Origin of the sequence: Lujinxingia vulgaris (genome assembly GCF_007997015.1) — a bacterium.
Taxonomy (GTDB): Bacteria; Myxococcota_A; Bradymonadia; order Bradymonadales; family Bradymonadaceae; genus Lujinxingia; species Lujinxingia vulgaris.
Window position 1 is genome coordinate 129,011 of sequence record NZ_VOSM01000007.1, and the last position, 23,764, is coordinate 152,774.

General features: G+C 65.9%; 19 protein-coding genes. 8 read left to right on the plus strand and 11 right to left on the minus strand.

Translation table 11 applies throughout. The features are described 5' to 3' along the window. Positions 1-108: 108 nt before the first annotated feature. On the minus strand, positions 109-1,350 hold the full coding sequence (locus FRC98_RS14530; protein WP_146982161.1) for a hypothetical protein: 1,242 nt from the start codon (positions 1,348-1,350) through the stop codon (positions 109-111). 237 nt (positions 1,351-1,587) lie between these two features. On the opposite strand from FRC98_RS14530, the gene FRC98_RS14535 reads away from it, so the two are divergent. The 3 genes from FRC98_RS14535 (at position 1,588) to FRC98_RS14545 (ending at position 5,572) form a co-directional block, all read left to right on the plus strand. After that, complete coding sequence (locus tag FRC98_RS14535) at positions 1,588-3,798, plus strand: fused MFS/spermidine synthase (protein ID WP_146982162.1); 2,211 nt, start codon at positions 1,588-1,590, stop codon at positions 3,796-3,798. A gap of 104 nt (positions 3,799-3,902) precedes the next feature. Beyond that, positions 3,903-4,499: a hypothetical protein gene (locus FRC98_RS14540; RefSeq protein WP_146982163.1), complete on the plus strand. Its 597-nt coding sequence runs from the start codon at positions 3,903-3,905 to the stop codon at positions 4,497-4,499. A 101-nt stretch (positions 4,500-4,600) separates the two neighbouring features. Then, positions 4,601-5,572, plus strand: coding sequence for a universal stress protein (locus tag FRC98_RS14545; protein ID WP_146982164.1), 972 nt, complete (start codon positions 4,601-4,603; stop codon positions 5,570-5,572). Positions 5,573-5,752: 180 nt separating this feature from the next. On the opposite strand, the gene FRC98_RS14550 is transcribed toward FRC98_RS14545, so the two are convergent. From FRC98_RS14550 to FRC98_RS14585, 8 genes are all read right to left on the minus strand, one after another. Beyond that, positions 5,753-6,718: an electron transfer flavoprotein subunit alpha/FixB family protein gene (locus tag FRC98_RS14550; protein ID WP_146982165.1), complete on the minus strand. Its 966-nt coding sequence runs from the start codon at positions 6,716-6,718 to the stop codon at positions 5,753-5,755. A gap of 87 nt (positions 6,719-6,805) precedes the next feature. Then, positions 6,806-7,552, minus strand: a complete 747-nt coding sequence (locus FRC98_RS14555; protein ID WP_146982166.1) for an electron transfer flavoprotein subunit beta/FixA family protein — start codon at positions 7,550-7,552, stop codon at positions 6,806-6,808. Between the two features lie 32 nt (positions 7,553-7,584). Beyond that, on the minus strand, positions 7,585-8,211 hold the full coding sequence (locus tag FRC98_RS14560) for a TetR/AcrR family transcriptional regulator (RefSeq protein ID WP_230467638.1): 627 nt from the start codon (positions 8,209-8,211) through the stop codon (positions 7,585-7,587). 143 nt (positions 8,212-8,354) lie between these two features. Then, positions 8,355-9,062, minus strand: a complete 708-nt coding sequence (locus tag FRC98_RS14565; RefSeq protein ID WP_146982168.1) for a hypothetical protein — start codon at positions 9,060-9,062, stop codon at positions 8,355-8,357. A 2-nt stretch (positions 9,063-9,064) separates the two neighbouring features. Continuing rightward, a complete protein-coding gene (panC, locus tag FRC98_RS14570; RefSeq protein ID WP_146982169.1) occupies positions 9,065-9,943 on the minus strand; it encodes a pantoate--beta-alanine ligase in 879 nt (292 codons plus the stop codon). A gap of 69 nt (positions 9,944-10,012) precedes the next feature. Next, on the minus strand, positions 10,013-10,813 hold the full coding sequence (gene panB / locus FRC98_RS14575; protein ID WP_146982170.1) for a 3-methyl-2-oxobutanoate hydroxymethyltransferase: 801 nt from the start codon (positions 10,811-10,813) through the stop codon (positions 10,013-10,015). A gap of 117 nt (positions 10,814-10,930) precedes the next feature. Beyond that, the gene (locus FRC98_RS14580) at positions 10,931-11,503 is read right to left on the minus strand and encodes a TlpA family protein disulfide reductase (RefSeq protein ID WP_146982171.1); all 573 of its coding nucleotides are present in this window, start codon (positions 11,501-11,503) and stop codon (positions 10,931-10,933) included. 3 nt (positions 11,504-11,506) lie between these two features. Next, on the minus strand, positions 11,507-13,630 hold the full coding sequence (locus tag FRC98_RS14585; protein WP_146982172.1) for a hypothetical protein: 2,124 nt from the start codon (positions 13,628-13,630) through the stop codon (positions 11,507-11,509). 187 nt (positions 13,631-13,817) lie between these two features. Between FRC98_RS14585 and FRC98_RS14590 the strand changes: the two genes are divergently transcribed. Beyond that, on the plus strand, positions 13,818-14,621 hold the full coding sequence (locus FRC98_RS14590; RefSeq protein WP_146982173.1) for an outer membrane lipoprotein-sorting protein: 804 nt from the start codon (positions 13,818-13,820) through the stop codon (positions 14,619-14,621). 111 nt (positions 14,622-14,732) lie between these two features. Here FRC98_RS14590 and FRC98_RS14595 read toward each other — a convergent pair whose 3' ends face one another. Together FRC98_RS14595 and FRC98_RS14600 are read right to left on the minus strand one after the other, a co-directional pair. After that, complete coding sequence (locus FRC98_RS14595; RefSeq protein ID WP_146982174.1) at positions 14,733-15,299, minus strand: HEAT repeat domain-containing protein; 567 nt, start codon at positions 15,297-15,299, stop codon at positions 14,733-14,735. A gap of 44 nt (positions 15,300-15,343) precedes the next feature. Further along, entirely contained in the window at positions 15,344-16,597 is a 1,254-nt protein-coding gene (locus tag FRC98_RS14600; RefSeq protein WP_146982175.1) for a zinc metalloprotease, read from the minus strand. A gap of 574 nt (positions 16,598-17,171) precedes the next feature. On the opposite strand from FRC98_RS14600, the gene FRC98_RS14605 reads away from it, so the two are divergent. The 4 genes from FRC98_RS14605 (at position 17,172) to FRC98_RS14620 (ending at position 23,745) form a co-directional block, all read left to right on the plus strand. Continuing rightward, positions 17,172-19,133: a serine/threonine-protein kinase gene (locus FRC98_RS14605; protein ID WP_146982176.1), complete on the plus strand. Its 1,962-nt coding sequence runs from the start codon at positions 17,172-17,174 to the stop codon at positions 19,131-19,133. A gap of 22 nt (positions 19,134-19,155) precedes the next feature. Next, the gene (locus tag FRC98_RS21610) at positions 19,156-20,052 is read left to right on the plus strand and encodes a hypothetical protein (RefSeq protein WP_230467639.1); all 897 of its coding nucleotides are present in this window, start codon (positions 19,156-19,158) and stop codon (positions 20,050-20,052) included. A gap of 283 nt (positions 20,053-20,335) precedes the next feature. Next, positions 20,336-22,048 carry a hypothetical protein gene (locus tag FRC98_RS14615; RefSeq protein WP_146982177.1) on the plus strand — a complete coding sequence of 571 codons (1,713 nt, stop codon included), beginning with the start codon at positions 20,336-20,338 and terminating at the stop codon, positions 22,046-22,048. After that, complete coding sequence (locus FRC98_RS14620) at positions 22,048-23,745, plus strand: YncE family protein (protein WP_146982178.1); 1,698 nt, start codon at positions 22,048-22,050, stop codon at positions 23,743-23,745. Before FRC98_RS14615 ends, FRC98_RS14620 begins: the two co-directional genes overlap by 1 nt. Positions 23,746-23,764: the final 19 nt, after the last annotated feature.

The window sequence follows — 23,764 nt, forward strand, 5'->3', positions numbered from 1 at the left end:
CGTTGTGTGGCGTGAGTGCGACACAGCAGACGTTTTCGAAAGCACAAAAAAGCCGACGCCCCCCAGTTGGGAGCGTCGGCTTTTTTGTATCTGAATGCCTGCGCTAGCTTAGAGGCCGGCACCCAGGGTCAGGCAGATACCGATCTCTTCGTTTTCATCGCCGGAAGGAAAGCAGGGAGAGCCGTCGGCGCAGTCGTTGGCGTTGAGGCGGCAAATCTGCAGGCAGACACCGTCGGCGTTGGGAGTAAAGCCCGCTTCGGCGCAGACGAGCGCATCGCCGCCGCAGATGGCCGAAGATGTATCGCAGGCGTCATTGGCCGAGGTGTTGGCGTTGGGGCCCGGGTCCACACACACGCCGGTGTTGGGGCCGGCGGGCAGGCACACATCTTCGCCCTCGCAGTCCCCATAACCTCCGAAGGGCCGGCACGAGGCGCGGCAGATGCCCTGGACGCAGAGCCCGCCGTCGGCGCAGCTAAAGGGCTCGTCTTCGTCGCACTCTTCGCCAATCTCTTCATCGTCGCTGGTGGGGACGCAGAGGCCAAAGCCGCCGTCGTGCTCATAGGCCACGCAGGTCATGTCGTCGGTGGCGCAGCGAGCGCCCTGCTCGCAGTTGGAGAGGCAGACCCCGTTGGGCTGGCCTTCTTCGAGGTAGCAGTGGGTGTTGGGCGCCGGGCAGCTCGAGGAGGGATTGGAGCGATCGCCGTTGCAGATCCCCAGACAGGTCAGCTCGCCATTGCCCTCGAAGTTGGTGCAGATAAAGCCGTTGGCGACCTGGCCTTCAACCTCGCAGGGCTGGTCCTGGAAGTTGCAGACCTCGGGGTCGATGTCGATGCACTGGCATTCGTTGCAGATCTGGTCATCGCCGCAGCCGTCCTCACAGCAGGGGGCCTGCTCGCGCGGCAGGCACTCGCCGCGGTCTTCGGCGCAGAACTCGTTTTCGACGCAGTGCACGGGCACCCATGCGGTCTGACCGTCGGGGGCGGCGTCGCAGCGCAGCGCGGTCTGCTCATCGGCGCAGGCGCGATCACCTTCGTCGCAGGTGCCGGGGATGATGTCGGTGTCCGGCTCAAAGGAGTCCGGCAGATCCGAGTCCGGCGTATCGGCGTCAGGAAGATCGGTGTCCGGCGTATCTGCGTCGGGAAGATCGCTGTCGGGAAGATCGGCGTCGAGCGAGCTCATCGGGCGGCAGCGGCGCTGGGTGCACACCAGGCCTTCGACGCAGTCCTGGTCGAAGCGGCACTCCTGGCCGGGGAGTTGCTGGCGGGCTTCAAAGTCGATGCCGCAGCCGGAGAGCGCGAGCATCAGAAGCGAGATGGCGAGCAGCCAGAGAGAACGGGGGAGGTGGTTCATAAAAAAATCCAGAGAAGATGCGCGCGCAGGTCGCGAGAAACATCAGGGCGTTGAGGCAGGCGCGCGGCGGTCCGAGGGTATCGTTGAGGTTGTAGTACAGTGTGGGACGTGAAGCAAACAATCGCGCTCGCGGGGCGCTCGACGGGGGAAGAGCGGCGCTCTAGTCTGGGGGCGAAACGGATGAGGCTGGTGCCGGTGGCAAAAGGCGTCCCCCTTCAAGGGGTTTGCGAGGTTGCTGTGGTCTTTTTGTTTACACTCACGATCTTCTTGAGCGCGCTGCTGCTCTTTATGGTCCAGCCGATGGCGGGGAAGATGCTGCTGCCCTCGCTGGGAGGCACGCCCGGGGTGTGGAACACCTGCATGATGTTCTTTCAGGCGGTGTTGCTGCTGGGCTACCTCTGGGCGCACGGGGTCTCGCGTTTGCGGGCGCTGCCGCAACTTCTGCTGCACGCTCTGCTGCTGGTGGCAGCGCTTGTGGCGCTGCCGCTGAGCATGGACCGGATGGCGCTGAGCAGCCCGCTGTTGAACTCGCACCCTAACCTCTGGCTGCTGGCGGCGCTGGGGCTGGGCGCGGGGCTCCCCTTTCTGGCGCTCTCAACGACCTCACCCTTGATTCAGGCCTGGTTTGCCCGGCTGAATCACCGACGCTCCTCCGACCCTTATTTTCTGTATGCAGCGAGTAACGGAGGGAGTTTGCTGGCGCTGCTGGGCTATCCGCTGCTGGTGGAGCCGGTGTTCGGGGTGAGCGCGCAGGCGTCTCTGTGGAGTGGAAGTTTTGTGGTGCTGGTGATGCTGCTCCTGGTCTGCGGTGTGGTCACGCTCAAGGTGTCGCCGGGGTATCGGGCCGCGCCTGCGCCGGGGATTGAGGCCGCATCAAAACATGCAGTGGCTGCGCCGGCCGACGACGGGGCGACGCCCGAGGTGGACGCGCGCCAGAAGGTGCTGTGGACGCTTTATGCCTTTGTGCCCTCCAGCCTGATGCTGGGGGTGACGACCTACATCAGCACCGATGTGGCGGCCTTTCCGCTTCTGTGGGTGATCCCGCTGGCGATCTACACCGGCTCGTTCATCGTGGTGTTTTCCGCATGGCGCCTGAACCTCTCGGGGATCGGGCGAGTGATGAGTCTGATTGGTACGGCGCTGCTGGTAGCGTGGATTATGGGGGCGACGCATCCGGCGTGGTTGCTTTTGCCGCTGCATATCATCTTTTTCGGGATGGCGGCGTTGATGGTGCACGGGCGCCTTGCGGCGTCGCGGCCTTCGGCCGCGCACCTGACGAGCTTTTATCTCTACATGTCGATCGGGGGTTTGCTGGGCGGGGTGTTCAACTCGCTTGTCGCGCCGCTGATCTTCGATCGCATCTGGGAGTACCCGCTGATGATTATTGTGGCGTGTGCGTTGCGTCCGCAGTCTTTTGCCGACCGAGCCGACCCGGAGCGCCGGTGGAAACAAGCCGCCCCGGTGGTGGCGACGGTGCTGATGGTGGTGAGCATGGTGGCGCTGGAGCGCCTGGATGTGGCGATGAGTCAGGCCACGGCGGTGATCTTCTTCGGCATCCCGGCGGTGGTGGCCTACAGCCAGGTGGAGCGGCCGCAAAGGCTGGGGATGGGGCTGATGGGGGTGCTGGTGGCTTCGTCGTTTTTCGGCGGGACGCTGGGGCAGGTGGTCTTTAAGGAGCGCTCGTTTTTCGGGACAGTGCAGATGGTGGAGACGCCCGCGCTCTACCAGATGATGCACGGGGGCACGGTGCACGGGCAGGCCATCAAAGATGAGGAGGGCTGCTCGCCATTGGCCTACTACCACCCGCAGGGGCCGACCGGGGCGATCTTTGAGCTCTACCAGCGCTCGCGCTTGCAGCCGCGCATCGGGGTGTTGGGGCTGGGGCTGGGGGCGCACGCCTGTTACGCGCGCCCTACCGACACGATGACCTTTTATGAGCTGGACCCCACGGTGGTGGAGGTGGCGCAGCGTTTCGGGCCTGTGGGGCGCTCGCCAGCCGGTGATCTGCGCTATGTGGTGGGCGACGCTCGCATTCAGCTGGAGCAGGATGAGGTGGCGCCTTACGGGATGCTGATCGTCGATGCGTTCAGCTCCGATGCGATCCCGATTCATCTTCTCACCGTCGAAGCGTTTGCACTCTACCTTGAGACGTTGCAGCCGGGCGGGATCCTGGCGGTGCATATCTCCAATCGCTACTTTGACCTGGAGCCCGTGCTGCGCGGACTTTCGGAGGCGCACGGGCTTGAGCTGAGGCTCTGGGATGATCTTGAACTCAGTGAGGCGCAGCTTGCCAGCGGACAGCAGAGCTCGACCTGGGCGGTGATGACGGCAGACCCGGCGAAGATCGAGACGCTGCAGGCCATTAAGTCGCAGTGGCGGCCCTCGGAGGGGCCGGCTCTTGTGTGGACCGATGACCACGCCAACGTGCTCAGCGCCTGGCGGCGCTGAGGGCCTGCTTCGGTGGTCGGGCCGTTGTCTTCGCCCCGGCCATCTGTTAGAAGTCGGGGCGGTATTTGGTGCCAGAGATCACCCTGTTGATAAGCGAGAGACGCTTGAAAAAGTACTTCCCACAGCTGCTCGTGATCGCGCTTTTTGGGTCCACGCTCCTCGGGGGATTGGTCGGCTGTGCCGGCTCCAAAGAGGCCGAGGTGACCGACGAGGGGCCCGCCACGCTCAGTGAGCAGCGCGCCCGCGGAGGAAACCTCTCGCGCGAGGGGCTTACCCCGGAGCTTGCGGATCTGAACGGCGACGACACCCCCGATCAGTGGGTGTTGCGCGACGACCAGGGGCGTCTGGTGCGTGTGGAGCGCGATCTGAGCTTTAACGGTCAGGTCGACCTCTGGCAGCACTACAATGAGGGCGAAGAGGTCATTGAAGAAGAGATGGACCTGGACCTCGACGGGCGCATCGACATGGTCACCTTCTATGAGAAGGGCAAGGTGGCGCGCCGGAAGTTGACGATGGGTTTTGATGGCAGCTTCCCCATCGAGAAGTTCTACGACAGCGAGGAGCGACTGCTGCGCGTGGAGCGCGATGAGGACGGCGACGGCCGGCCCAACGTCTGGGAGTATTACGAAAATGGCGAGCGAGTGCGTATCGGCTGGGATACGACCGGTGATGGTCAGCCGGATACCTTCGATCAGCTCTGAGCGCCTGGCCTGAGAGGCCGCCCGCGCCCAGGCGCGGATCTCCAGAAAAGATAGTGGCTGCGCCGCCTGTTCAGGGCGGCGCAAGCGTTGAGGCAGTAGAGATGTACCGCGTCGAACAGGTGTTGGTCCCACTGGACTTTTCAAATTTCAGCCGCAGCGCCCTGGCGCTGGCGAAGGCGCTGGGCGGTGAGAGCCCGGTGCGCGTGCAGCTCGGCCATGCGCTCGAGCCGATGGCGCCCTATATGCGGCGAGTGCTCTTTCCTTATGCAGCGCTGGGGGAAGACGACCGGGCCTTTGAGGCCGAGCTTGTTGAGGAGGCTCGCGCCGAGCTCGAGCGCAGCTTTGAGATCGATGATACGTTGCGCCGCCGCCTGGTCTCGGAGCCGATCGTGGAGATCGGGCCTGGCCGCCAGGTGGTCAGCGACTGGACCTCGCGTTTTGATGTTGAGGCGATCGTGATGGGGGCCTATGGCGAGAGCGGCCTTGTCTCGGACGGGCTGGGTGCGACGGCGCGGCGCGTGCTGCAGACCTCGAGCCGCCCGGTGATTCTGGTGCGCCAGCATGATCCGCGTCCGCAGCTTAAGCGCATTGTGGTGGCGCTTGATCTGGAGCCGACCAGCGCCGGGGTGCTGGAGGTTGCGCTGGGCATGGCGCTGCAGCATGGCTGTGAGCTGGAGCTGCTCTTTGTGCTTCCTTCGCCGCTGGCTGCCGATAGCGCCGGGCTGTTGAAGAGCCAGGTGAAGTTCGATGAGCGGCAGGCCCGCGGGCGCCTTAAGGGTAAGATCGAAGCGCTCTTTGAGCGTACGGTTGAGGCGGTGGAAGTTCCCTTCCCGCAACGCGATCAGGCCCGCAAACTTACGGACAACACGCGGGTGGAGAGCGGGGAGCCGGCCGCCGAGATCGTGCGTCGCGCCTACGAGATCGATGCGGATCTGGTAGTGGTCGGTGCGCGCTCCAGCGCCAGCACCGGGGGCCTGGGGACGGTCGCTGAGGCGGTGGCGCGTCGGGCCAGCTGCCATGTGATGGTGGTGCCGCCGGCGGCGCAGACCACGCCGCTGACGCGCGACGACTGAGAGGCGTCAGGTGTTGAGAAGGTCTCTCGAAGACCTGCGGCTGGTATAAAAAAACCGCGCTCCGACCGGAGCGCGGTTTTTTTTGTGGTCGCCCGGCACTCCGGGCGACCTTTTTTCGTAGAACATCCGGGGGATGTTCGCCGTAGGCGGCTCTACGCCGCCTGCGGCGAAAAGCTCAGATCACACGATGGACTTGAGCTTCTCGGTGAGCGCCGGGACGATCTCGAAGGCGTCGCCCACCAGGCCGAAGTCGGCGACCTGGAAGATGGGGGCGTCGGCGTCTTTGTTGATCGCCACGATGGTCTTGGAGCCCTTCATGCCGGCCAGGTGCTGGATGGCACCGCTGATGGCCACGGCGAAGTAGAGGTCCGGGGCGACGACCTTACCGGTCTGGCCGATCTGCCAGTCGTTGGGGGCGTAGCCGCTGTCGACGGCCGCGCGGCTGGCGCCGACGGCACCGCCGAGGGTGTCGGCAAGATCCATGATCATCTGGAAGTTCTCGCCAGACTTCAGACCGCGACCACCGGCCACAACGACGGCGGCGTCGGTGAGCTCGGGGCGCTCGCTCTTGACCTGATCGAAGGAGACGAACTCGGCGTTATCGGCGGCGGTCACGCCGGCGTCAAAGGCCTCGACGGAGGCTGCGTCGCCCTCGGCCGGGGCTTCGAAGTCGGTGGTGCGCACGGTGACGACCTTGACCGGGGTCACAACTTCGACGGTGGTCAGGACGTTGCCGGCCCAGAGGGGACGGCGGAACTTGATGCCACCATCATCGAAGACGGCGATGGCGTCGGAGACCATGCCGGCGTCGAGCCTGGCAGCCACGCGCGGGAGCAGGTCTTTGCCGGTGGTGCTCGACGGAGCGGCGACCACGGTGGCGCCGATGGCCTGCGCGGCCTTGACCACGGCCGGGGCGTAGGTCTCAGCCAGGTAGTTTTCAAAGACCGGGCTGTTGGCGTAGTGCACCTTGCTCACGCCGTATTTGGCGACTTCGCCGGCGACGGCGTCGACGCCGTTGCCCAGCACGAGCACGTGAACCTCACCGCCGGTCAGGGCTGCGGCCTGGCTGGCGAAGGTGATGGTGGGGAGGGTCACTTTACGAAGCTTCCCGTCGAGATGTTCGGCGACAACGAGTACGTTGGCCATGGGGGTTCCTCACATGCAAAAGGTAAAAACCAGTGGAGATCCTTGCGGAGCATCACCCGGCGCTAAAGGCCAGGGGAGGCGCGCGGCTTAGAGGACCTTGGCCTTGTTCTTGAGACGGTCAATGAGGGTGTCGATATCCTCAACGATCTCGCCGGCTTCGCGCTCTTCGGGGGCTTCGAAGAGAAGGACGTTGACCTTGTTGGCCGTGTCCACGCCCAGGTCGGAGGGGGTGAGGGTCTCGAGCGGCTTGCGCTTGGCCTTCATGATGCCCGGGAGGCTTGCGTAGCGCGGCTCGTTGAGGCGTAGGTCAGCGGTGATGATCGCCGGCAGCTTGACGCGCTTGGTGGCGGTGCCGCCGTCGACTTCGCGACCGACGGTGGCCCAGCCATCGGCGACTTCCAGGCTGTAGGCGAAGGTGGCCTGCGGGTAGTCCAGGTAGGACGCCAGGATCTGACCGGTCTGGTTGCGGTCGCTGTCGACGGCCTGCTTGCCCATCACGACGATGTCGGGGGACTCGCGGCGAATGACTTCAGCGAGCACGCGGGCGACCGCGTCGCTGTCGAGATCTTCGTCGGTCTCGACCAGGATGCCGCGGTCGGCGCCCATGGCCATCGCGGTGCGGATCTCTTTGGTGGCAGCCGAGGGGCCCACCGAGACGACCACGATCTCGCCGCCGTGCGCTTCTTTGAGCTTGATGGCCTCTTCGACGCCGTACTCGTCAAAGGAGTTCATCTTGTACTCGACGCCGTCGGTGACAACGCCGGTCTGGTCGGGCTTGATCTTGACCTTCATGTCCGGGTCGGTGACCCGCTTTACAGTCGTGAGAATCTTCACGTTCAGCCTCCTTAAAAGGGGAGTAAGGGTGGTTAATCCAGTGTGGGGGGCTCGCGCACAATCAGCCCGTCGATGATCATCGTCGAGATCTGTTCGGCCTCGTCTCTGACGTCGGTGGGGGCGCTGCGCGAGAGTGTGAACTGCAAGAGGACTTCATCGAGCGCGCCGAAGAGCGCGCGGCCGACGAGCCTGCTGTCCAGGTCGGTGCGGAAGATGCCCTCATTCTGGCCCTGGTCAATCAGGCTATGAAGGATCTTCAGATAATCGGCAAACTTGGGGTTTTTATACTCTTTGACAAACTTTGAGCTCTGGCGCAGCTCGACGGTGATGAACTCGGCCAGATCGCGGTCTTCGACGGCGAGTCGAAAATGCAGGTGAACAAAGGCTTTGATGCGCTCGATGACGCCGCCCTCGACCGCGTCGAGCTCGGTCTGGAGGCGGGCGATGATCCACTCCATACGATCTTCGAAGAGGGAGATGAGCAGGTCATCTTTGTTCTTGAAGTAGAGGTAGATCGTGCCGTCGGCGACGCCGGCCTCGCTGGCGATCTCGGAGACGCGGGTGTTGTAGAAGCCTTTTTTGGCAAACGCGCGCAGCGCGCCTTCGAGGATGCGCTCGCGTTTCTCGGTGCTGCCGCGCTGCTTTTCAGAATCTGCCATAGAGACCAGTGCTCGTAAGGAAGTCGAGGGCGGTTGAAACGCTGAATGAATGCCCATTCAGTTTTTTAGTCACGCCTACGGATGCTGTCAAGGTGGCCACCCGGAGCGCGGGAGTGGCGGATCGCCGCAGGAGGCGCTGCGCCTTACTCAAGCGGGTAGCGACCGCCGCTGCCCAGGGAGTAGCGGGGCATCAGGCAGCCGGCCACGCTGCCGGTGGAGGTGTCCTGGAAACCGAGCATATTCTGACCCAGGGTCAGCTCGAAGTTCGCGCGCATGGTGGTGGTGCGGTTGTCGAAGCTCTCGATGGTCACCGTGCCGCTTTGTCCGTGGTAGACGAAGCGATCGTCGTCGTCGAGGGTCTCGTTTTCGTTCACGTCGTAGCCGAGCTGCACGCAGATGGTGTCGTTGTCGACGGTGCACTCGAAGCGCTCGAGATCGGTGCGCCCTTCGCTGCCGGTGACGGCTTCGGTGGCGTCGACGACCTGCAGGATGACGGGGGCCTCGGCGGTGCGATCGCTGAGCGCGTCGATGAGGTTCTCTGCGCTGCGGCTGTCGGCGAGGTTGAGGATGAGATCGGCCTGGCCGCTGCCGTCGGGCAGGGGGCGGGCGCCCAGGTTGACGAGGATGCCCTCAGCGCTGATGGCGCCTTCGATGGTGGCGCGGGGAAGATCGATCTGGGTGGTGCTCTCAGCGCCCTCGATGGTGGCGCGCACATAGGCGCTCAGATCATCTTCGGCGCAGCGCTCCTGGGGGGCGACTTCAACGGGGTCGTCGCCGCAGGCTCCCAGCAGGGCGGGGGCGCTCAGGGTGAGGATGACGAAGAGAAGGCTGTGGGGCAGGCGCGTGGGCATGATCAGATCGTCTCCAGAGGGCCGGGGGGCAGGGGGCGGTCCAGGCGCAGGTTATCGATGAGGCGAGTGTGCCCCAGACGCGCGGCGATGGCCAGATGGGCGGGCTTGCCGCTTAAGTCGTCGTCGGGGGTGTAGGCGGTGAGCGTGTCGGGGTGGACGAGCTGCACGTATTCGGGGCGAAGATCAGCCGCCCCGGAGAGCGCGCTGTGGGCGCGCTCCAGAAGGTTGGCGGCGCTGCGCTCACCGGCCTGCCAGGCGCGCTGTGCGTCGACCAGGGCGCGGGCGATGGCGGGCGCCTGGCGGCGCTCCTCCGCGCTTAAGTAGCGGTTGCGGCTGGAGAGGGCGAGCCCGTCGGGCTCACGTACAGTGGGGACACCGACGATCTCGACGGGCACGTTGAGGTCGGCCACCATCTTGCGCACGATCGCAAGTTGCTGAAAGTCCTTCTCGCCAAACACCGCGACATCGGGGCCGGTGAGGTTGAAGAGTTTGGTGACGATGGTGGTCACGCCCACAAAATGGTCGGGGCGGTTGGGGCCGCAGAGGGTCTGGTCGAGCTCGCTGACTTCCACGCGGGTGCTGTGGTCGGGGGCGTAGATCTGCGACGTTTCGGGCATGAAGAGCAGGTCGCAGCCGAGCTGCCGGCATTTTTCGGCGTCGCCTTCGGGGTCGCGCGGGTAGCGGTCGAGGTCTTCGCCGGGGGCAAACTGGGTGGGGTTGACGAAGATGCTCACGATGAGGTGGTCGCAGTGCTCTCGGGCCTGGTGCATCAGGGCCAGGTGGCCTTCATGAAGAAAGCCCATGGTGGGCACCAGGGCGACGGTGCCCCGGAGGTTGCGGCGCGCGTCGCGCAGTGCAGTGAGGCTGGAGATGATCTCCACGGCAGATCCTTAGCGAGGGGGTTCGCCGCACATCGCCCGTTGCGGGGCGCGACGCGCGGCGAGGGTCGTTCAGTAGGAGTGGTCGTCGTCGGGGAAGCTGCGCTGGCGAACTTCATCGGCGTAGGCGGTGAGCGCGTCGACGACGGTGGCCTCAAGGCTTGCAAAATGTTTGACGAAGCGAGGCTTAAAGTCGGTGTTCATGCCCAGCATGTCTTGCAGCACCAGGACCTGGCCGCTGGTGTGAGGGCCGGCGCCGATGCCGATGGTGGGGATCTCCAGCGCTTCGGTGACGCGTGCAGCCAACTCGGAGGGGACCATCTCTAAGACGATCATGAAGGCGCCGGCGTCTTGAAGGGCTTTGGCGTCAGCGAGCAGGCGGTCGGCGGCCTCATCGTCGGTGGCCTGGAGGCGGAAGCCGCCGAAGGCGTGCACCGACTGCGGGGTGAGCCCGAGGTGCCCACAAACCGGGATGCCCGCGCCGGTCATCCGCGCGACCATCGGGGCCAGCTCCTCGCCGCCTTCCACTTTAACCGATTGCGCCAGGCCTTCTTTGAGGAGGCGGCCGGCGCTGCGCAGTCCGTCGTCGGCCGAGGCCTGGTAGCTCATAAAGGGCATGTCGGCCAGGATGTGTGCGGACTGGTTTCCGCGCATCACCGCGCGGGTGTGGTAGATGATGTCATCGACGGTCACAGGCACGGTGGTGTCCTGGCCCTGGATGACGTTACCGAGGCTGTCGCCGATGAGGATGATGTCGATGGGCGACTTCTCCACCAGGCGGGCGAAGGTGTAGTCGTAGCAGGTGACCATCGTCAGCGGGGTCTGCTGGCGGTAGGTTTTGAGAAGATCGCGGGTGGTCTTTCGGCGGGCCATACGTCGTGCCTCATTGAACAAGCAAACGCGGCGCAAAAGCGCGGCGACCAGGGGGCCTATCTGGCGGCCATCCTACGGTCGGGGTCTGCGGGGGTCAATGGGGCTTGGGCGCCCGGCTTAGAGCAGGTGGAGGCGGGCGTAGAGGCCGATGCGCGGGGTGTAGCCGATGATGCTGTGGCGGACGCGGCGCTCGTTATCGACGATGTAGATGGTGGGGTAGGAGCTGACGTTGAAGCCTTTGCCCAGCGCGTCGGTGCCCAGGTAGACGGGGTAGTCGATGTCGTTCTCGTCGACGAAGGCGCGCAGGGTGTCGCGGTCGCTCCAGTCCATGGCCACGCTGATGACGTCGACGTCGTCGCGACCTTCGGCGTGGCGGTGCATCGCCGAGATCACCGGGGACTGGGCTTTGCACACGCCGCACCAGGTGGCCCAGAAGTAGATAAGGGTGCGATCGGCGGTGAGGTCGTCGAGCTTAAGCTCGGAGCCGTCGGCCAGGTTGATGAGCGTGGCCGGAGGCGCCGGGGTGTCGCGCTCGATGAGATCGCGGGTCTGATAGCTTGTGATGGCCCAGAAGATGATGGCGAGCACAAGAAGATCGACGCCCCATCGCCCCCACCAGGTCGATCGCAGGCGTTGCCAGCGGGTCGGTGGGGGCGATGGGGCGTCGGGTGAAGCGGTGGACTTGCTCACGAATTACTCACAGCGGCCCAGGACGCATTTTTTGCTGCCCGGGCAGGCAGCGTCTTCACCGCAGGGGATGACATTGCGGTTCCAACGCAGGAAGGGAGCGACCACGCGCTGGTCGGTCTCCGGGACTTGCGGCCCGTAGAACATAAGGCTGTTGTAAGCGGTGTCCAGATCGAAGCCATCGGCGGCGCTGCGGGGGATGCTGCGCTCGAAGTTGCCGTCGAGATCGGTGACGTCGACTTTGACTGAGCTGGCGTAGGGGTTACCCACCAGGCGCAGGCCGCTGGAGAGGTCACGGGTGGCGTTGGCGATGTCGCGGAAGGTCTCGGTGACGTCGGGCTGGCAGACCGAGCCGGCCTCGCCGCCGGTCTGCTCGACAACGTGCTGGATGCCGTGGGCAACCGATCCCTGCTCGGCGGTGGCGCAGGCCTGGCCGGGGATCCAGTGCAGGCCGTAGACGATCGCGCCGATGTCGGGGCGGGCGAGCCAACCCAGCCAGGGGTCGAGGAAGGTCTCAAGTTCGGCCTGAGTGGAGGAACTGATGGAGTCGCCCATACCCGAGATCATCTGCCCGACGAGCTCTTCGCGCTCGTCGGTCACGGTCACGAGGATGATCTGGGCGTTGGGGCGAATCTTGTCGACGGCGCCCTGAGCACGCGGCAGCGAGCGATCGATGGCGGCCATGCCCATCGTCAGGGTGTACTCGTTTCCGGCGGTGGAGACATCGTTGAGGCGGTCGGCGATCGCCTGCGGGTCGCGGGTGAAGCCGCCGCCGATAAGCGCGCCGTTGTTGCCGTCACCGCCACCGATGCCGCCAATGCCCGAAGGAGGACGGCAGGGACCACCGAGGTCCATATTCGGAAAGCCGGGAATCGGTTGTTGATTGCCCTCGTCGGGGCCAGGCCAGAGCGAGCGGAAGTCGTAGCTGAGGGCCTCATCTTCCTGGATGCCGTCGCAGTCGACGCCGGTCACACCGATGCGCCAGTCGACGCCGGCTTCATTGAGGAGGTTGGTGAACTCTTCGGCGAACCCGCTGAGCGCGGATTGCACCGAACTCATCGAGCCGGAGGCGTCCATCGAGATGATGATGTCGACCTCGGTGGTGTCGCGCAGGGTAAGCGAGACGCACTCATCGCTCATCGTCTCGCCGGCCATCGCCAGGGCGGTGCCGCCGGCGAGGTCTTCGATGGCGAAGCGCGCGGCATGGTCGGGCTGGTCGTAGCGGCCCTGGGTGGTGATGCCGCCGACGATGATGACCTGCTGATCGGAGCGCATCACCGTCTTGTAGCTCAGGTGCAGGCCGGAGTCGTCGGCCGAGGAGGCCTCGTTGAGCTCATAGACAAGGTCGGAGGCGCCGATGCCAAAGATCGAGGCCAGGATCTTGTCGCGGGCCTCACCGGGGGTGTCGGCGGTGGGGATGCGCACGTGGTTCATCACCGAGGCGTTGTAGCCGTCGTGGGTGCGGTAGGTGCGGCCGCTGCCTTCGCGCGCGGACTCATCGTAGCCGGGGATGGCGCTGATGGTGTCGCTGAGCCAGTAGGCCATGTCGGTGGCCGTGGTGAAGCCCGAGCGCGGGTTGATCGAGACGATAAAGCCCGCGTAGCCCTGATCGGCTTCTTCGAGCACGTGGGCGTGGGGGTTGCGGTCAAAGAAGGTCAATGGCGAGACGTCGGCACCGCGGCCCACCGCCAGCAGGTAGTCGCCGGCGCGGTGCAGGATGAACTGCGGGGAGCTCATCGGCGCGACATCGGTCGTCTCGCAACTGTGGTAGGTGGCCGTGGCCGGGTCCTGGGGCTCGAAGGGGTCGTAGGAGCCGTCAGCCGGCGGGTTCCAGGGGGCGGGCTCGTCGGAGTCGCAGTCCTGGAAGAAGGGGCAGTCCGGATCGTAATCAGGATCTTCGTCGTCGCCCGGATCGTCGGGATCGTCGGGATCGTCGGGGTTGTCGCCCTCGTCGACGCAGCTGCCGTCGACGGGGTTGTAGCGCTGACCCTCGTCGCATTGACGGGCCACACACTCGCCGGTGACGGGGTTGGCGGTCAGGCCGGGATCGCACTGGCCTTCGACGACGTCGTCGCTGCAGGCGGCCAGCAGCAACAAGCCAGAGAGGAGAAGTAGAGAGCGTTTCACCATGGGATCGTCCATTTCATAAGCCGCCGACGGAAGGCGTCGTTGCGGCGCGAATCAACTCGTAAGGGGCCAGATTATAGGCAGGTGAGCGTTGACTTTACAAGTTTCGCGCGGGGCGAGTCTTCGGCGCTTAGCTTTGAGATGTGCACGCTTAAGACTTCGTCCATGCCGAACTGGCGAGGGAGGGCTTATGTCAGCTTCATTGAAAGGCGGGTTGTGGGGCGGGATCGCGGTGGTATGCCTGGCGTTGATGACGCCCGGGGTGGGGAGCGCGCAGGAGGAAGAGGCGCTGCCTTCGGTTGAGGAGGTCAACGCGCACCTCGATAAGCTCTACCGCTCCGATAGCGCGAAGTCGCAGATGACGATGACGATCAAGCGTGATGAGCGCGAACGGGAGCTCAGCGTGCAGGGTTATAGCCAGGGCGAGGAACGGGGGCTTTTTGTGATCACAAGCCCGGCCCGGGAGGCGGGCACCGCCACGCTGCGCACCTCCGAGGGGCTCTGGAACTACGCGCCTCGGGCTGACCGCTTGATGCGGGTGCCCTCGGGCATGCTTTCGGAGGATTGGATGGGCAGCCACCTCACCAACGACGACCTGGTGCGCGAGACGAGTTTTGAAGAGGACTTCGAGGTGGAGCTGAGTTGGGGCGAGCGCGATGGCGAGCGGGTGCTTGAGGCGACGATGGTCCCGCGCGAGGGCGCACCGGTGACCTACTCCAAGATCGAGTACGCGCTCGACGCCGAAAAATGGACGCCGATCGAGGCGGTCTATTTCGACGGGGAGGAGGCCGTGCGCACGATCACGTTCAGCGATGTCAAAGAGGTCGATGGTCGGCCGATCCCGCACCAGGTGGAGGTGCGGCCGGCGGACGCCCCGGGGGAGTTTACGCGCATGGTCTACGATGAGCTGGAGTTCGATGTGCCCATCGAGGATGCGATCTTCACCCAGCAGGGGATGCGCCGGCAGGCGCGGCAGTATCGCGATCAGAGCTAAAGGGAGTGTTTTACGCCGTCACCGTGAAGGCAAGAAGCTCGGAAGGGGCACCCGCCTGATCGCGGATGCCCCTTCCCGGTGGAGCTTGTGTGTGGTGCTAAGGTGTTGCTTTTATTGTGTTTTCTGGATTTGTTTGGCCAGGGCGCGCGTGGCGATCTTCGCCATGCGGGCGTCATCGCCGGCGGCGATGATTTCCAGGCGCTCGGTCACGCGGGGGCCGTGGCCGTAGGCCAGGGCGCGCACCGCGTCGGCGCGCACCGAGGCGTCTTCATCGCCCAGGCGCGCCTCGATCGTGGCGAGTACCTCGGCGTCGCCGCCTTCCAGGTAGCCCGCGCCCAGGACGAGCAGCGCCATGCCGCGCAGGTCGTCATCGGCGGCGGTGGTCAGCGTGATCAGCGCCCGGCGCACCTCGGGGGAGTTGAAGTTCGAGAGCATCGAGGTGGCGCGCCAGCGGCGGTACACAGTCGCCTCGGCGTCGGTGGCCACCTCAAGCAGGCGGGCCTCGGCGTCGGGGAAGCGCTCCAGCACCTCGGGGGTGGGGAGCGCGTCGATGGTGTTGAGGAAGTCGTCAAAGTCGGCGTCGGCTTCCAGCGCGTGGTTGTGCTGGGCCAGGGCCGGGGAGGCCGCGCCCATTAGGAGCGCCATAGCCAGTAGAATCGATGTCAGAATGCTGCGCATAAAGTTCTCCAGATCGTGCAGAAAGCGTGCGGGTTGCGGCCGCCTCAGTTTTTCACCCAGGGGTTATTACGCATCACGATACCCTGCCACTCCGAGAGGATGTCGCCACCGCCGGTGGCGTGCATCAGGTAGCTCTCGTCGTTTTGCGGAGTGTCGGGCAGGGGGTCATGCATCTGGGGGCCACCAAAGGGGTTGTTCTCGGAGGTGTGAAAGAGCCCCATATAATGCCCCAGCTCGTGGGCGAAGATGTGGGAGACGGGCGGGCCGCCCGGGATCTGATGGCTCATCACAGCTACGCCGCTGGCCACGGTGCCCTTGACGTGCACCGGGCCAGGGATGCCGCCGGAGATGCCCAGGACGCCGCCACCGCCGCCGTCAAAGATGCTGCGCAGGCGATCGACAAAGAAGATGCTCGGACCATCGAGCGGGGCGCGCTCCGAGTTGGTCAGAAGCTCGGCGAAATCGCCGGTGCCGGTCATGATGTCTTCGATGTCCTGAAAATCTTCATCGACATCAAGGTAGGCAACCTCACCGATCTCGATGCCCACCTGGGCGTAGATCTCGCCGAGCTCTTCGAGGGTCTGCTGAAACTCGGGGTCGGTCGGGGCGCTCTCGGCGGTCCAGCCGTCGGAGCCGGTGAAGAAGAGGTTGAGATCGAGGGTGCCGGTCTCGGGGACTTCATCGCCGACGACGCGGGCGTGAATGGTGACTTTGACGCTGCCGTCGCGAGGCTGCGGGGCGGCGAAGGGGCTGCTGGAGTAGCGGCCCTCAACCGAGAGGATGTGGCGGCCCGGGTCGACGCGGCTGGCCGGGTTGTTGGGGGCAAGCGCGGCGAACGCGCCGATGCGCGCATAGATGCGGTTGTTGCAGTTGTTGGCGCACAGGCCCTGGCCGTCGGAGTTCCAGCCTCCGCGAATGACCTCGAAGCCCTCAGGGCCTTCCCAGCTGTTGAGCGCGTAGGTAAGGCGGTCGCTGCCTTCGATGGTCACGGCCAGCGAGAGGATGTTCTCGGGGACCGAGAGGCAGAGCTCCTCACTGAAGCCTGCGGGGTGGTCTACGTCGAAGCGGTCGACGAGCTTCACCGTGGCGACTTCGCCCGGGGGAACTGCCGCGAGCGCGTCGCGGTCGACGGGAAGTGCGATGTAGCCCTCGCAGAAGTCGGGCAGAGGATCGGGCTCCTCGACCACGAAGATGGGCTCTTCGGTGGGGCTGTCGTTGTCGCAGGCCAGGAGGAAGGTCGAGCACAGACCGGCGACAAGAAGCCGGGTCGTACGGGAGAATGAGGCGGAGGGCACCATGAACTAACCGAAGGCATGAAGATCTGTGGAAGCCTGCACCAACCGGCCACACCCTCCCGGTGGGGGGACGGCGAGCTGGCGAAGCCGAGGAAACATCAATCAGCGCGTATGAAGCTGACGGCAGCGGAGCATAGTGACCGACCCGCAGAGGGTCAAGCTGGCGGCTCGGGGCCGTCGCTACGCGGTATGCGACCGGTTCGGACAAAGATGTCCGGGGTGTGGTTTGTGTACCCCGACGTGGAGTGAGGCGTTGGTAAAATCGCGGGGGTGTTTGCGGCGATGTTGCGCTAAAGTCGGGGTGCGGAGGAGGTGGCACGGCTGCTGCAAGTCAATCTGCCAGCTGCGCCTTTCGCCATGATGCCCACCCCACCGGCCCGACGTGGGGGCAGGCGCGAGGGTCGTCAGCGCGATGGGTGGCGTCGACGCGCGGCGTCGTAACTTTACTTTGCAAGTTCAACATGCGAAATCACACCTTAGCCCGCTCGGACCACGTGGCGTGACGTGACGTGGTGACTCGACGCCTCCCGGAGACCTCGGGTTTACCCGCCTGGCGCAGCCCCTGAGACATGATCTGATGACCGAATCTCCCGAGACAGAGAGCCCCTCGCTGGTAGGGACGCTCATTGAGGGTAAGTACCTGCTGGAGCGCGAGCTGGGCGCCGGCGGCATGGGGGCGGTGTATCTGGCGCGCCATAAGACGATTGAGCGGGAGGTGGCGATCAAACTCCTGCACCGCTCGCTGGCCTCGGATGCTTCGATTCGGCGGCGCTTTGAGACCGAGGCCCGGGCGATCGCCAGGCTGAGCCACCCCGGCTGCGTGATGCTCTATGAGTTCGGGCTGGAGCCGGAGCTGGAGGCGCTCTACGCGGTCTTTGAGTATGTGAAGGGGCGCTCGCTGGAGAAGTGGGCCGGGCAGAAGCTGGCGATCGACGATGTGCTCGATCTGGGGAGGCAGGTGGTCGCGGCGATTGAGCATGCGCATAGCCAGAAGATCATTCACCGCGACTTAAAGCCCGACAACATCATGGTGACCATCGCCGACAGCGGGAAGCTGGAGGTGAAGGTGCTCGACTTCGGCATCGCGCGCATCGCCGAGGATGATGAGACCCAGGACCAGAGCCGCCTGACGAAGATGGGGCAGATGTTTGGCACGCCGCCTTATATGAGCCCGGAGCAGATTCGGGCGCGGCTGAACATCACCTTTGCGACCGACATCTACTCGATCGGCGTGATCCTCTACGAGCTTATCGAGGGGCGACTTCCCTTTTTGGCGGACTCACCGATTGAGACGGTGATGCTGCACCTCAATGAGGAGGTGCCGCCGATGGTGCGCAGCGATCTTCCGGAGGAGCTGCGCCAGATCGTGATGCGTTGTCTTGAGAAGGATCCCGACGATCGTTTCGGGAGCTGCACCGAGCTTCGCGAGGCGCTGGATCGGGTGGTGGTGGAGGTTGGCGAGGTCACAGCCCTGACCGATCTGGGTGGGGTGGCCGATCTGCGCGGGGGCGCGCCGGTGATGGCCGGGGAGCTGGGCGGGGAGCCGACTGACCCGGAGCCGCCGAGTTCCGATCCGATGGTGCACGCCCACGCCACCGATCTGGCCTTTGGCCACGCGCCGACCCTGGGGGCTTCGGCGGATAGCTGGCAGGGCACCACGTCGGACGACGTCGGGGTCGCGGTGCAGGTCGGTGCAGCCGGCGGTGGAAATGAGGCGCAGGCGGGGTTTGCCAGCGCGCAGACCGTGCCGACCGCCGGGCCTGGCGAGGCTGACGCGCACCCGAGCGCTGCGGCGGCCGGCTCCGGGGCGACGCCTGCGCCGGAGGCTGCGATGCAGCAGCCCGGGCGCGGCTACCATGCCACCGAAGACGCCGCTGCGCCGCGCCAGGCGCCGGAGACCTGGGAGGAGATGGCCAACCCCACCCAGCGCAAGACGCTGGTGGTGTTGATGGTCGTCATCGGCGTGGCGGTGCTGGTGCTGGCCGGGGTGATCTTCGGGATGAGCGGGGAGTCCGAGGATGCCGACGATGCCGCCGGCGCAGCAGAAAACCTCGCTGTCGAGGATGGTGAGGCGGCACCGGCCCCGGCGTCGCCCGGAGAAGGCTCGGTCGGGGGCAGTGAGACTGAAGAAGGGGCAAATGCCCGCGCAGGGCAAGGCGATGAGGCCCCTGGCCCGGGGGATGCTCTGTCTGCTGCGGGGGCGCCTGGCGAGGTCGCGATCGAGAAGGACGCGGCCGTGGAAGATGCCCCGGCGCTCGGGGCTGGCGAGGGCGCAGGCGATCAGGCGGAGCGCAGCGTCGGGGCTGGCGAGGAGGTGGCCGGGGCCCGCGACGATCGCCAGGCCGAGGAGAAGCAAGAGGTTGCGCCCGAGCGTCGTGCGCCGACGCGCACGACAAACTCGCCGGCCAGCGCGCCTGAGGCCGAGGAGCCGGAAGAGCCTGCACGTCTTCGCCTTAACCGCACCCGTCGCCTCAAGAAGGCCGACGAAGAAGCTGAGTCCACCGATGAGCCGGCCCGGCTGAGTCTGCCGCGGCGCTGAATCATAAAGAGGGAGCATGAACATGCCGAGCCGAACGATGATGCGCGCTGCTGCACTGGCGCTGGGATGGAGCCTGGTGATGGCGGCCTCGGCCCCGGCCTGGGCCCAGGAGGGCGACGCCTACCAGGAGATGTTGCGTCTGAGCGCCGAGGCCCAGGAGCAGTACGACGCCGGCCAGCTTGGCGAGGCGGCCGACACTTACCGTGAGGCCTATGCGGCGTATCCGCAGCCGATTTTGCTCAAGAACGAGATGATCGCGCGCTACCTGCTCGAAGAATGTGAGCGCTCGGTGGAGCTGGCGCAGGGGTTTGAGGCCAGCGGGGAGGCGACCGCCGAAGATGAGCTCGATATCGCGGCGGTCTACGCGGACTGCTCGCTGGTGCTGGCCGAGGCCTCGCTGGAGGCCGGGGAGCTTGAGGCGGCGCGCGAGCAGCTCAAGCTCGGGGAGGCGCATTGGGACGCGTCGCTGGCGGTGGAAGGGGAGGCGCTCTTTGAGCGGCTGGGTAAGGCCCAGGCTGAGCGCGACGCGGAAGATGAGGCGCAGAGTGCGGCCGCGAGCGCGGCGATTGAAGCGCCGCCCCGGGTGGGGGGACCGCCGGTGGGCGGCTGGGCGCTGACCGCCGGCGGGGTGGTGGGGCTTGTGGGGGCGAGCGCCTGGTATCTGAGCAGCCGCGGCAAATTTGAGGAGCTGCAGGAGGTGGCTGCGGATGGTCGGGATCGCGCGCGCTACGAAGAGCTCTCGGCCAGCGTGTCGACGGCGCGCTGGGGCGTACCGACGCTCTATGCGCTCAGCGGCGTGGCCACCGTCGGCGGGATCCTCTGGGTGGTGATGCAGAGCGGCGACGAAGCGCCGGCGCTCACGGTGATGCCCGAGGTTGGCGCACAGAGCGCCGGCGCCCGACTCCGACTGCGCTTCTGAGCGCGCCTGGAGCGTCGCGCGCCGGTTGACCTGTGTGCGCGAGTTCTTTGTATGGCGACATCCCGGGGGGGAGTGCGTTTCATCCACCTGTGGTGCGGCGCTGCCCCTGCGGCTGGCGAGCGGCGTTGTGATGCGTGTGAAGACGCGTCGGGATGCGGCCGTGGCCTGACCTTTGCAAAGTAACGTTATGTTTCTGACGTTTCTCATAGCGCGCGAAACAGCGCATTGCGCCCCGCGCTCCCCACGGGCTCAGGGGCGCAGTACCGGTGATAACGAGGCAAAGATGACACACCCCCTGAAGCGAGCAACGCCTGTGGCGCTGCGACTTCTCTGCGCTCTGGCGCTCTGCGGCGCGATGGCCTGTGGCGAGTCGGGAAATTACGATGAGGCTGCGCCCGGCGGCTCCGATGAGGATCGCGACTACAATGCCGATGCAGGCATGGGCGCGCCTGATGAAGATCATGACCCGGGCGAGCCGCCTCCCGAGATCGAAGAGCAGATCGTGGAGCGAGTGGCCGCCACCGACCGCTACATCTTTGTGCCGACGGGGCGCGAAGGGGGCGACCAGGTCGCGCTGATCGACGGAGAGACTTTTCAGGTGGAGCCGATTCGCGTGGGGCTTAACCCCCAGGCGGTGGTCGCCGCCGAGGTCGAGGAGGTCGGGGCGGTGGCCTATGTGTGGAGCGAGGGGACCTCGACGGTGGCGATCGTGCGCGCCGATGTGCGTGATGAGCGCGACAGGCCGGACGTGCGTGTGGTGCGGGTGCCCCGCGAGGTCAACCAGCTGGTGGTGGCTCCGGGCGGGCGCTACGCGCTGGCGTACATCGACCCGGAGCTTCCGCTGCCGACCCAGGGGAGTGCGGTCTCGTTGCAGACGATGGCGCTCATCGCCCTGGGCGATGCGCCCGGCGAAGATGAGGCGCATCAGCTCTCGGTGACGCGACGCATTGAGTCGATCTCCTTTAGCGATGATGGCGAGTATGGCTTTGTGGTGGGTGAGGAGGGCATCAGCCGCATTGCGTTTGAAGATATTAAGGATGACGCCTTTGTGCCCACGCTCGATCTGGGGGCGGCGACGCAGGACTTTCCGCCTCGCGATCAGGAAGCGGCGTTTACCGCCGATGCTTCGAGCATGATCTTGCGCAGCTCGCAGCTCTCCGGGCTGGGGCTCTTCCGGTTGTCAGTGGAGGAGCTGGCGGTGGCCGAGCAGCGGATGCTCCCGCTCCCCGGCGTGCCCACCGATGTGGAGCTTCTGGAGCGGGAGGTTGAGGGGGAGCTTCGCCGCGAGGTGCTCTTTGCGATGCGCGAGCAGGGGCAGGTGGGGCGTTTTGATCTGGACGCGGCGCTGGCCGCCGAGAGCGATGAGGCGGCCGCAGCGCTCGTGGAGCTCACCGATGTGGAGGGGGTGGAGACGGGCATCGCGCGGCTGACGCCGGATGAGCAGTCGCTGCTGGTCTTCTCGACCCTGCCCGCGTTGCCGGGAGTGGGACTTCTGGATGTGGGCACCGGTGGGGTGCAGACGGTGACGCTGCGCAATCAGATTCGCACGCTGGCGCTCTCTCCCGACAGCCAGATCGCCGTGGTGGTGCATCGCCCCCAACCCGGCAGCGCCCCGGGCGGTGCGAGCTGGGAGGAGCGTTTCCGCTATGAGCAGGGGCTGAGCCTGTGGGACCTGGCCACGGGCTATGTGCGCCCGGTGGTGCTTGAGGCCGAGCCGCAGTCGGTGCTGATGGTCGAGTCTCAGACCGGGCCGACCTGGCTCTACGGATTGTTGGCCGATGAGGGGGGCGCAGACTTCGGGGTGGTGCGCATCTCCCTGGAGACCTTCGGCGTGGAGGTTTTGCCCATCCCCCGGCGTCCGGCCCAGATCGGGGTGGTCGCCGACCAGGTCTTTGTGACCCAGGAGGACGGCCAGGGGCGCGTGACGTTCTTTGATATTGAGACGGGCACCCAGCGTACGATCAGCGGGTTTGAGCTCAACGCGGAGGTGCAGTGATGCGAGGTCAGAAGTTCGCGATACAGCTGCTGATCGCAGCGCTTGCGGTGTTCGCCACAGCGGCCTGCGGTGGCGAGTCGGCCGGCCCGCCGGGCGGCACCAACGACGCCGACGCCGGAGGCGACTATCAGCCTCCGACCGATGACGGTGATCTCGGTGAGCCGCAGCCCCCGCAGCCGGAGGTGCCCGAGACGTATACGTATTCGCAGCCGGCGATCGTGGGCGATAAGGTCTACGTGGCCAATGAGACGCTCGACGCGGTGGCGATCATCGACAGCCGCAGTCTGGAGATTCAGGCGGTGCCGGTGGGTCGTGCGCCCACGAAGGTCGTGGCGCCGGCGGATGGCGCCGGCGACGACGCGCGGGTGATGGTGCTCAATTCGGGCGACCACACCGTGTCGTTGCTCGACCCGGAAGGTGGGGAGAGCCTGCACGTGCCGGTGATGCCGCACGCCAACCGCCTTCAGGCCACGGCCTCGGGACGATTCGGGGTGGCCTGGTACGACAGCTCCGAGCCCGGCCCGGCCGGCGACCTCTCGGCCGTGACGGTGGTCAGCAGCGCCGGCAGCTTCGATGTAGCGGTGGGCTTTCTGGTGCGTCAGGTGCTCTTCGACGAGGTCGGTGAGCGCGCGCTGGTGGTCAGCGATGACGGGGTGAGCGTGCTGGATCTGGCGGCGATTGAGAGTGATCGCTTCGTCGCCCCGCGCCCGCTGACGCCGCCTGGCTTTGAGGCCGTGGACCCCGCCGAGCTCCGGCTGCACCTCGGCCCCCAGGGCGACACGCTGGTGGCCTGGACACCTTCGCAGCCCTTTCTCTTTGTGAGTGATTTGAGCGAGGACACGCGCGTTGCGATCGCGCTGGGCGCCCCTCCCACCGGCGCAGCGCTTAGCGAAGCGACCCTCGTGTTTGCGCTCAGTGAGGCTGACCGCCTGCTCACCATCACCCTCCCCGAGGGGCTGGAGGCCGCCCGCGCCGATCAGGAGGCCCGCGGTCTGTGGGTCGACGGCGCCTTTGTGCCGCCCCTTGCCGAAGACGCCTTCGTGGACTCGGAGGGCTTTGTTTACCTGAGCATTGAGGTGCCCGCGCTGGGCTCGGTGGTCTTGAGCGAGGATGCCTCGGTGGCGATGGCCTTTACCACCAACCCGCAGGAGCAGCGCGCGGTGCTCGTGGCGATGGCCGGCCTGGAGCAACGCACGGTGCGTTTTGAAAAAGAGGTGCGCGGGGTGCTGGCCGATGAGGATGGCTCGACCTTTCTGGTGATTCACCCGCGTCGGCCCGGCTCCCGCGAGGGGCTGACGCCCTCGGACCCCGAGTTTGTGGAGCGCAGTCACGGCTTCTCGGTGCTCGATATCGGCACCGCCCAGACTCGCCTGGTGCTCACCGAGCTTGAGATTGCGCGCGCGGTGCTCTTTGCGCCCGACACCGGCGACGCCTTCGTTTACCTCAGCTACGAGAACCCCCAGCCGGGGGCGGCGGAGCTAGTGGCGCATCGCGAGATCGTGCGCGTCAACCTGGGCACCTTCCGCAGCGAAGTGATGCGGCTCTCGGCGCTCCCTGACGCTATGGGGCTTATCCCGGGGAGCGGACGCGTCTACGTCAACCAGGTGCACCCCCAGGGGCGAATCACCTTTGTGGAGGCCGCCACCGGGGAGCGTCAGACGGTGACCGGCTACCAGCTCAACTCGGGGATCTTTTGATGATGATGATGTTCAAGAA

Excerpts from the sequence above, each read along its gene's own strand:
- FRC98_RS14530 (WP_146982161.1), bottom strand. The coding sequence starts at position 1,350 with ATGAACCACCTCCCCCGTTCTCTCTGGCTGCTCGCCATCTCGCTTCTG.
- FRC98_RS14545 (WP_146982164.1), top strand. The coding sequence starts at position 4,601 with ATGTACCGCGTCGAACAGGTGTTGGTCCCACTGGACTTTTCAAATTTC.
- FRC98_RS14550 (WP_146982165.1), bottom strand. The coding sequence starts at position 6,718 with ATGGCCAACGTACTCGTTGTCGCCGAACATCTCGACGGGAAGCTTCGT.
- FRC98_RS14560 (WP_230467638.1), bottom strand. The coding sequence starts at position 8,211 with ATGGCAGATTCTGAAAAGCAGCGCGGCAGCACCGAGAAACGCGAGCGC.
- FRC98_RS14565 (WP_146982168.1), bottom strand. The coding sequence starts at position 9,062 with ATGCCCACGCGCCTGCCCCACAGCCTTCTCTTCGTCATCCTCACCCTG.
- panB (WP_146982170.1), bottom strand. The coding sequence starts at position 10,813 with ATGGCCCGCCGAAAGACCACCCGCGATCTTCTCAAAACCTACCGCCAG.
- FRC98_RS14585 (WP_146982172.1), bottom strand. The coding sequence starts at position 13,630 with ATGGTGAAACGCTCTCTACTTCTCCTCTCTGGCTTGTTGCTGCTGGCC.
- FRC98_RS14590 (WP_146982173.1), top strand. The coding sequence starts at position 13,818 with ATGTCAGCTTCATTGAAAGGCGGGTTGTGGGGCGGGATCGCGGTGGTA.
- FRC98_RS14595 (WP_146982174.1), bottom strand. The coding sequence starts at position 15,299 with ATGCGCAGCATTCTGACATCGATTCTACTGGCTATGGCGCTCCTAATG.
- FRC98_RS14600 (WP_146982175.1), bottom strand. The coding sequence starts at position 16,597 with ATGGTGCCCTCCGCCTCATTCTCCCGTACGACCCGGCTTCTTGTCGCC.
- FRC98_RS14605 (WP_146982176.1), top strand. The coding sequence starts at position 17,172 with ATGACCGAATCTCCCGAGACAGAGAGCCCCTCGCTGGTAGGGACGCTC.
- FRC98_RS21610 (WP_230467639.1), top strand. The coding sequence starts at position 19,156 with ATGCCGAGCCGAACGATGATGCGCGCTGCTGCACTGGCGCTGGGATGG.
- FRC98_RS14615 (WP_146982177.1), top strand. The coding sequence starts at position 20,336 with ATGACACACCCCCTGAAGCGAGCAACGCCTGTGGCGCTGCGACTTCTC.
- FRC98_RS14620 (WP_146982178.1), top strand. The coding sequence starts at position 22,048 with ATGCGAGGTCAGAAGTTCGCGATACAGCTGCTGATCGCAGCGCTTGCG.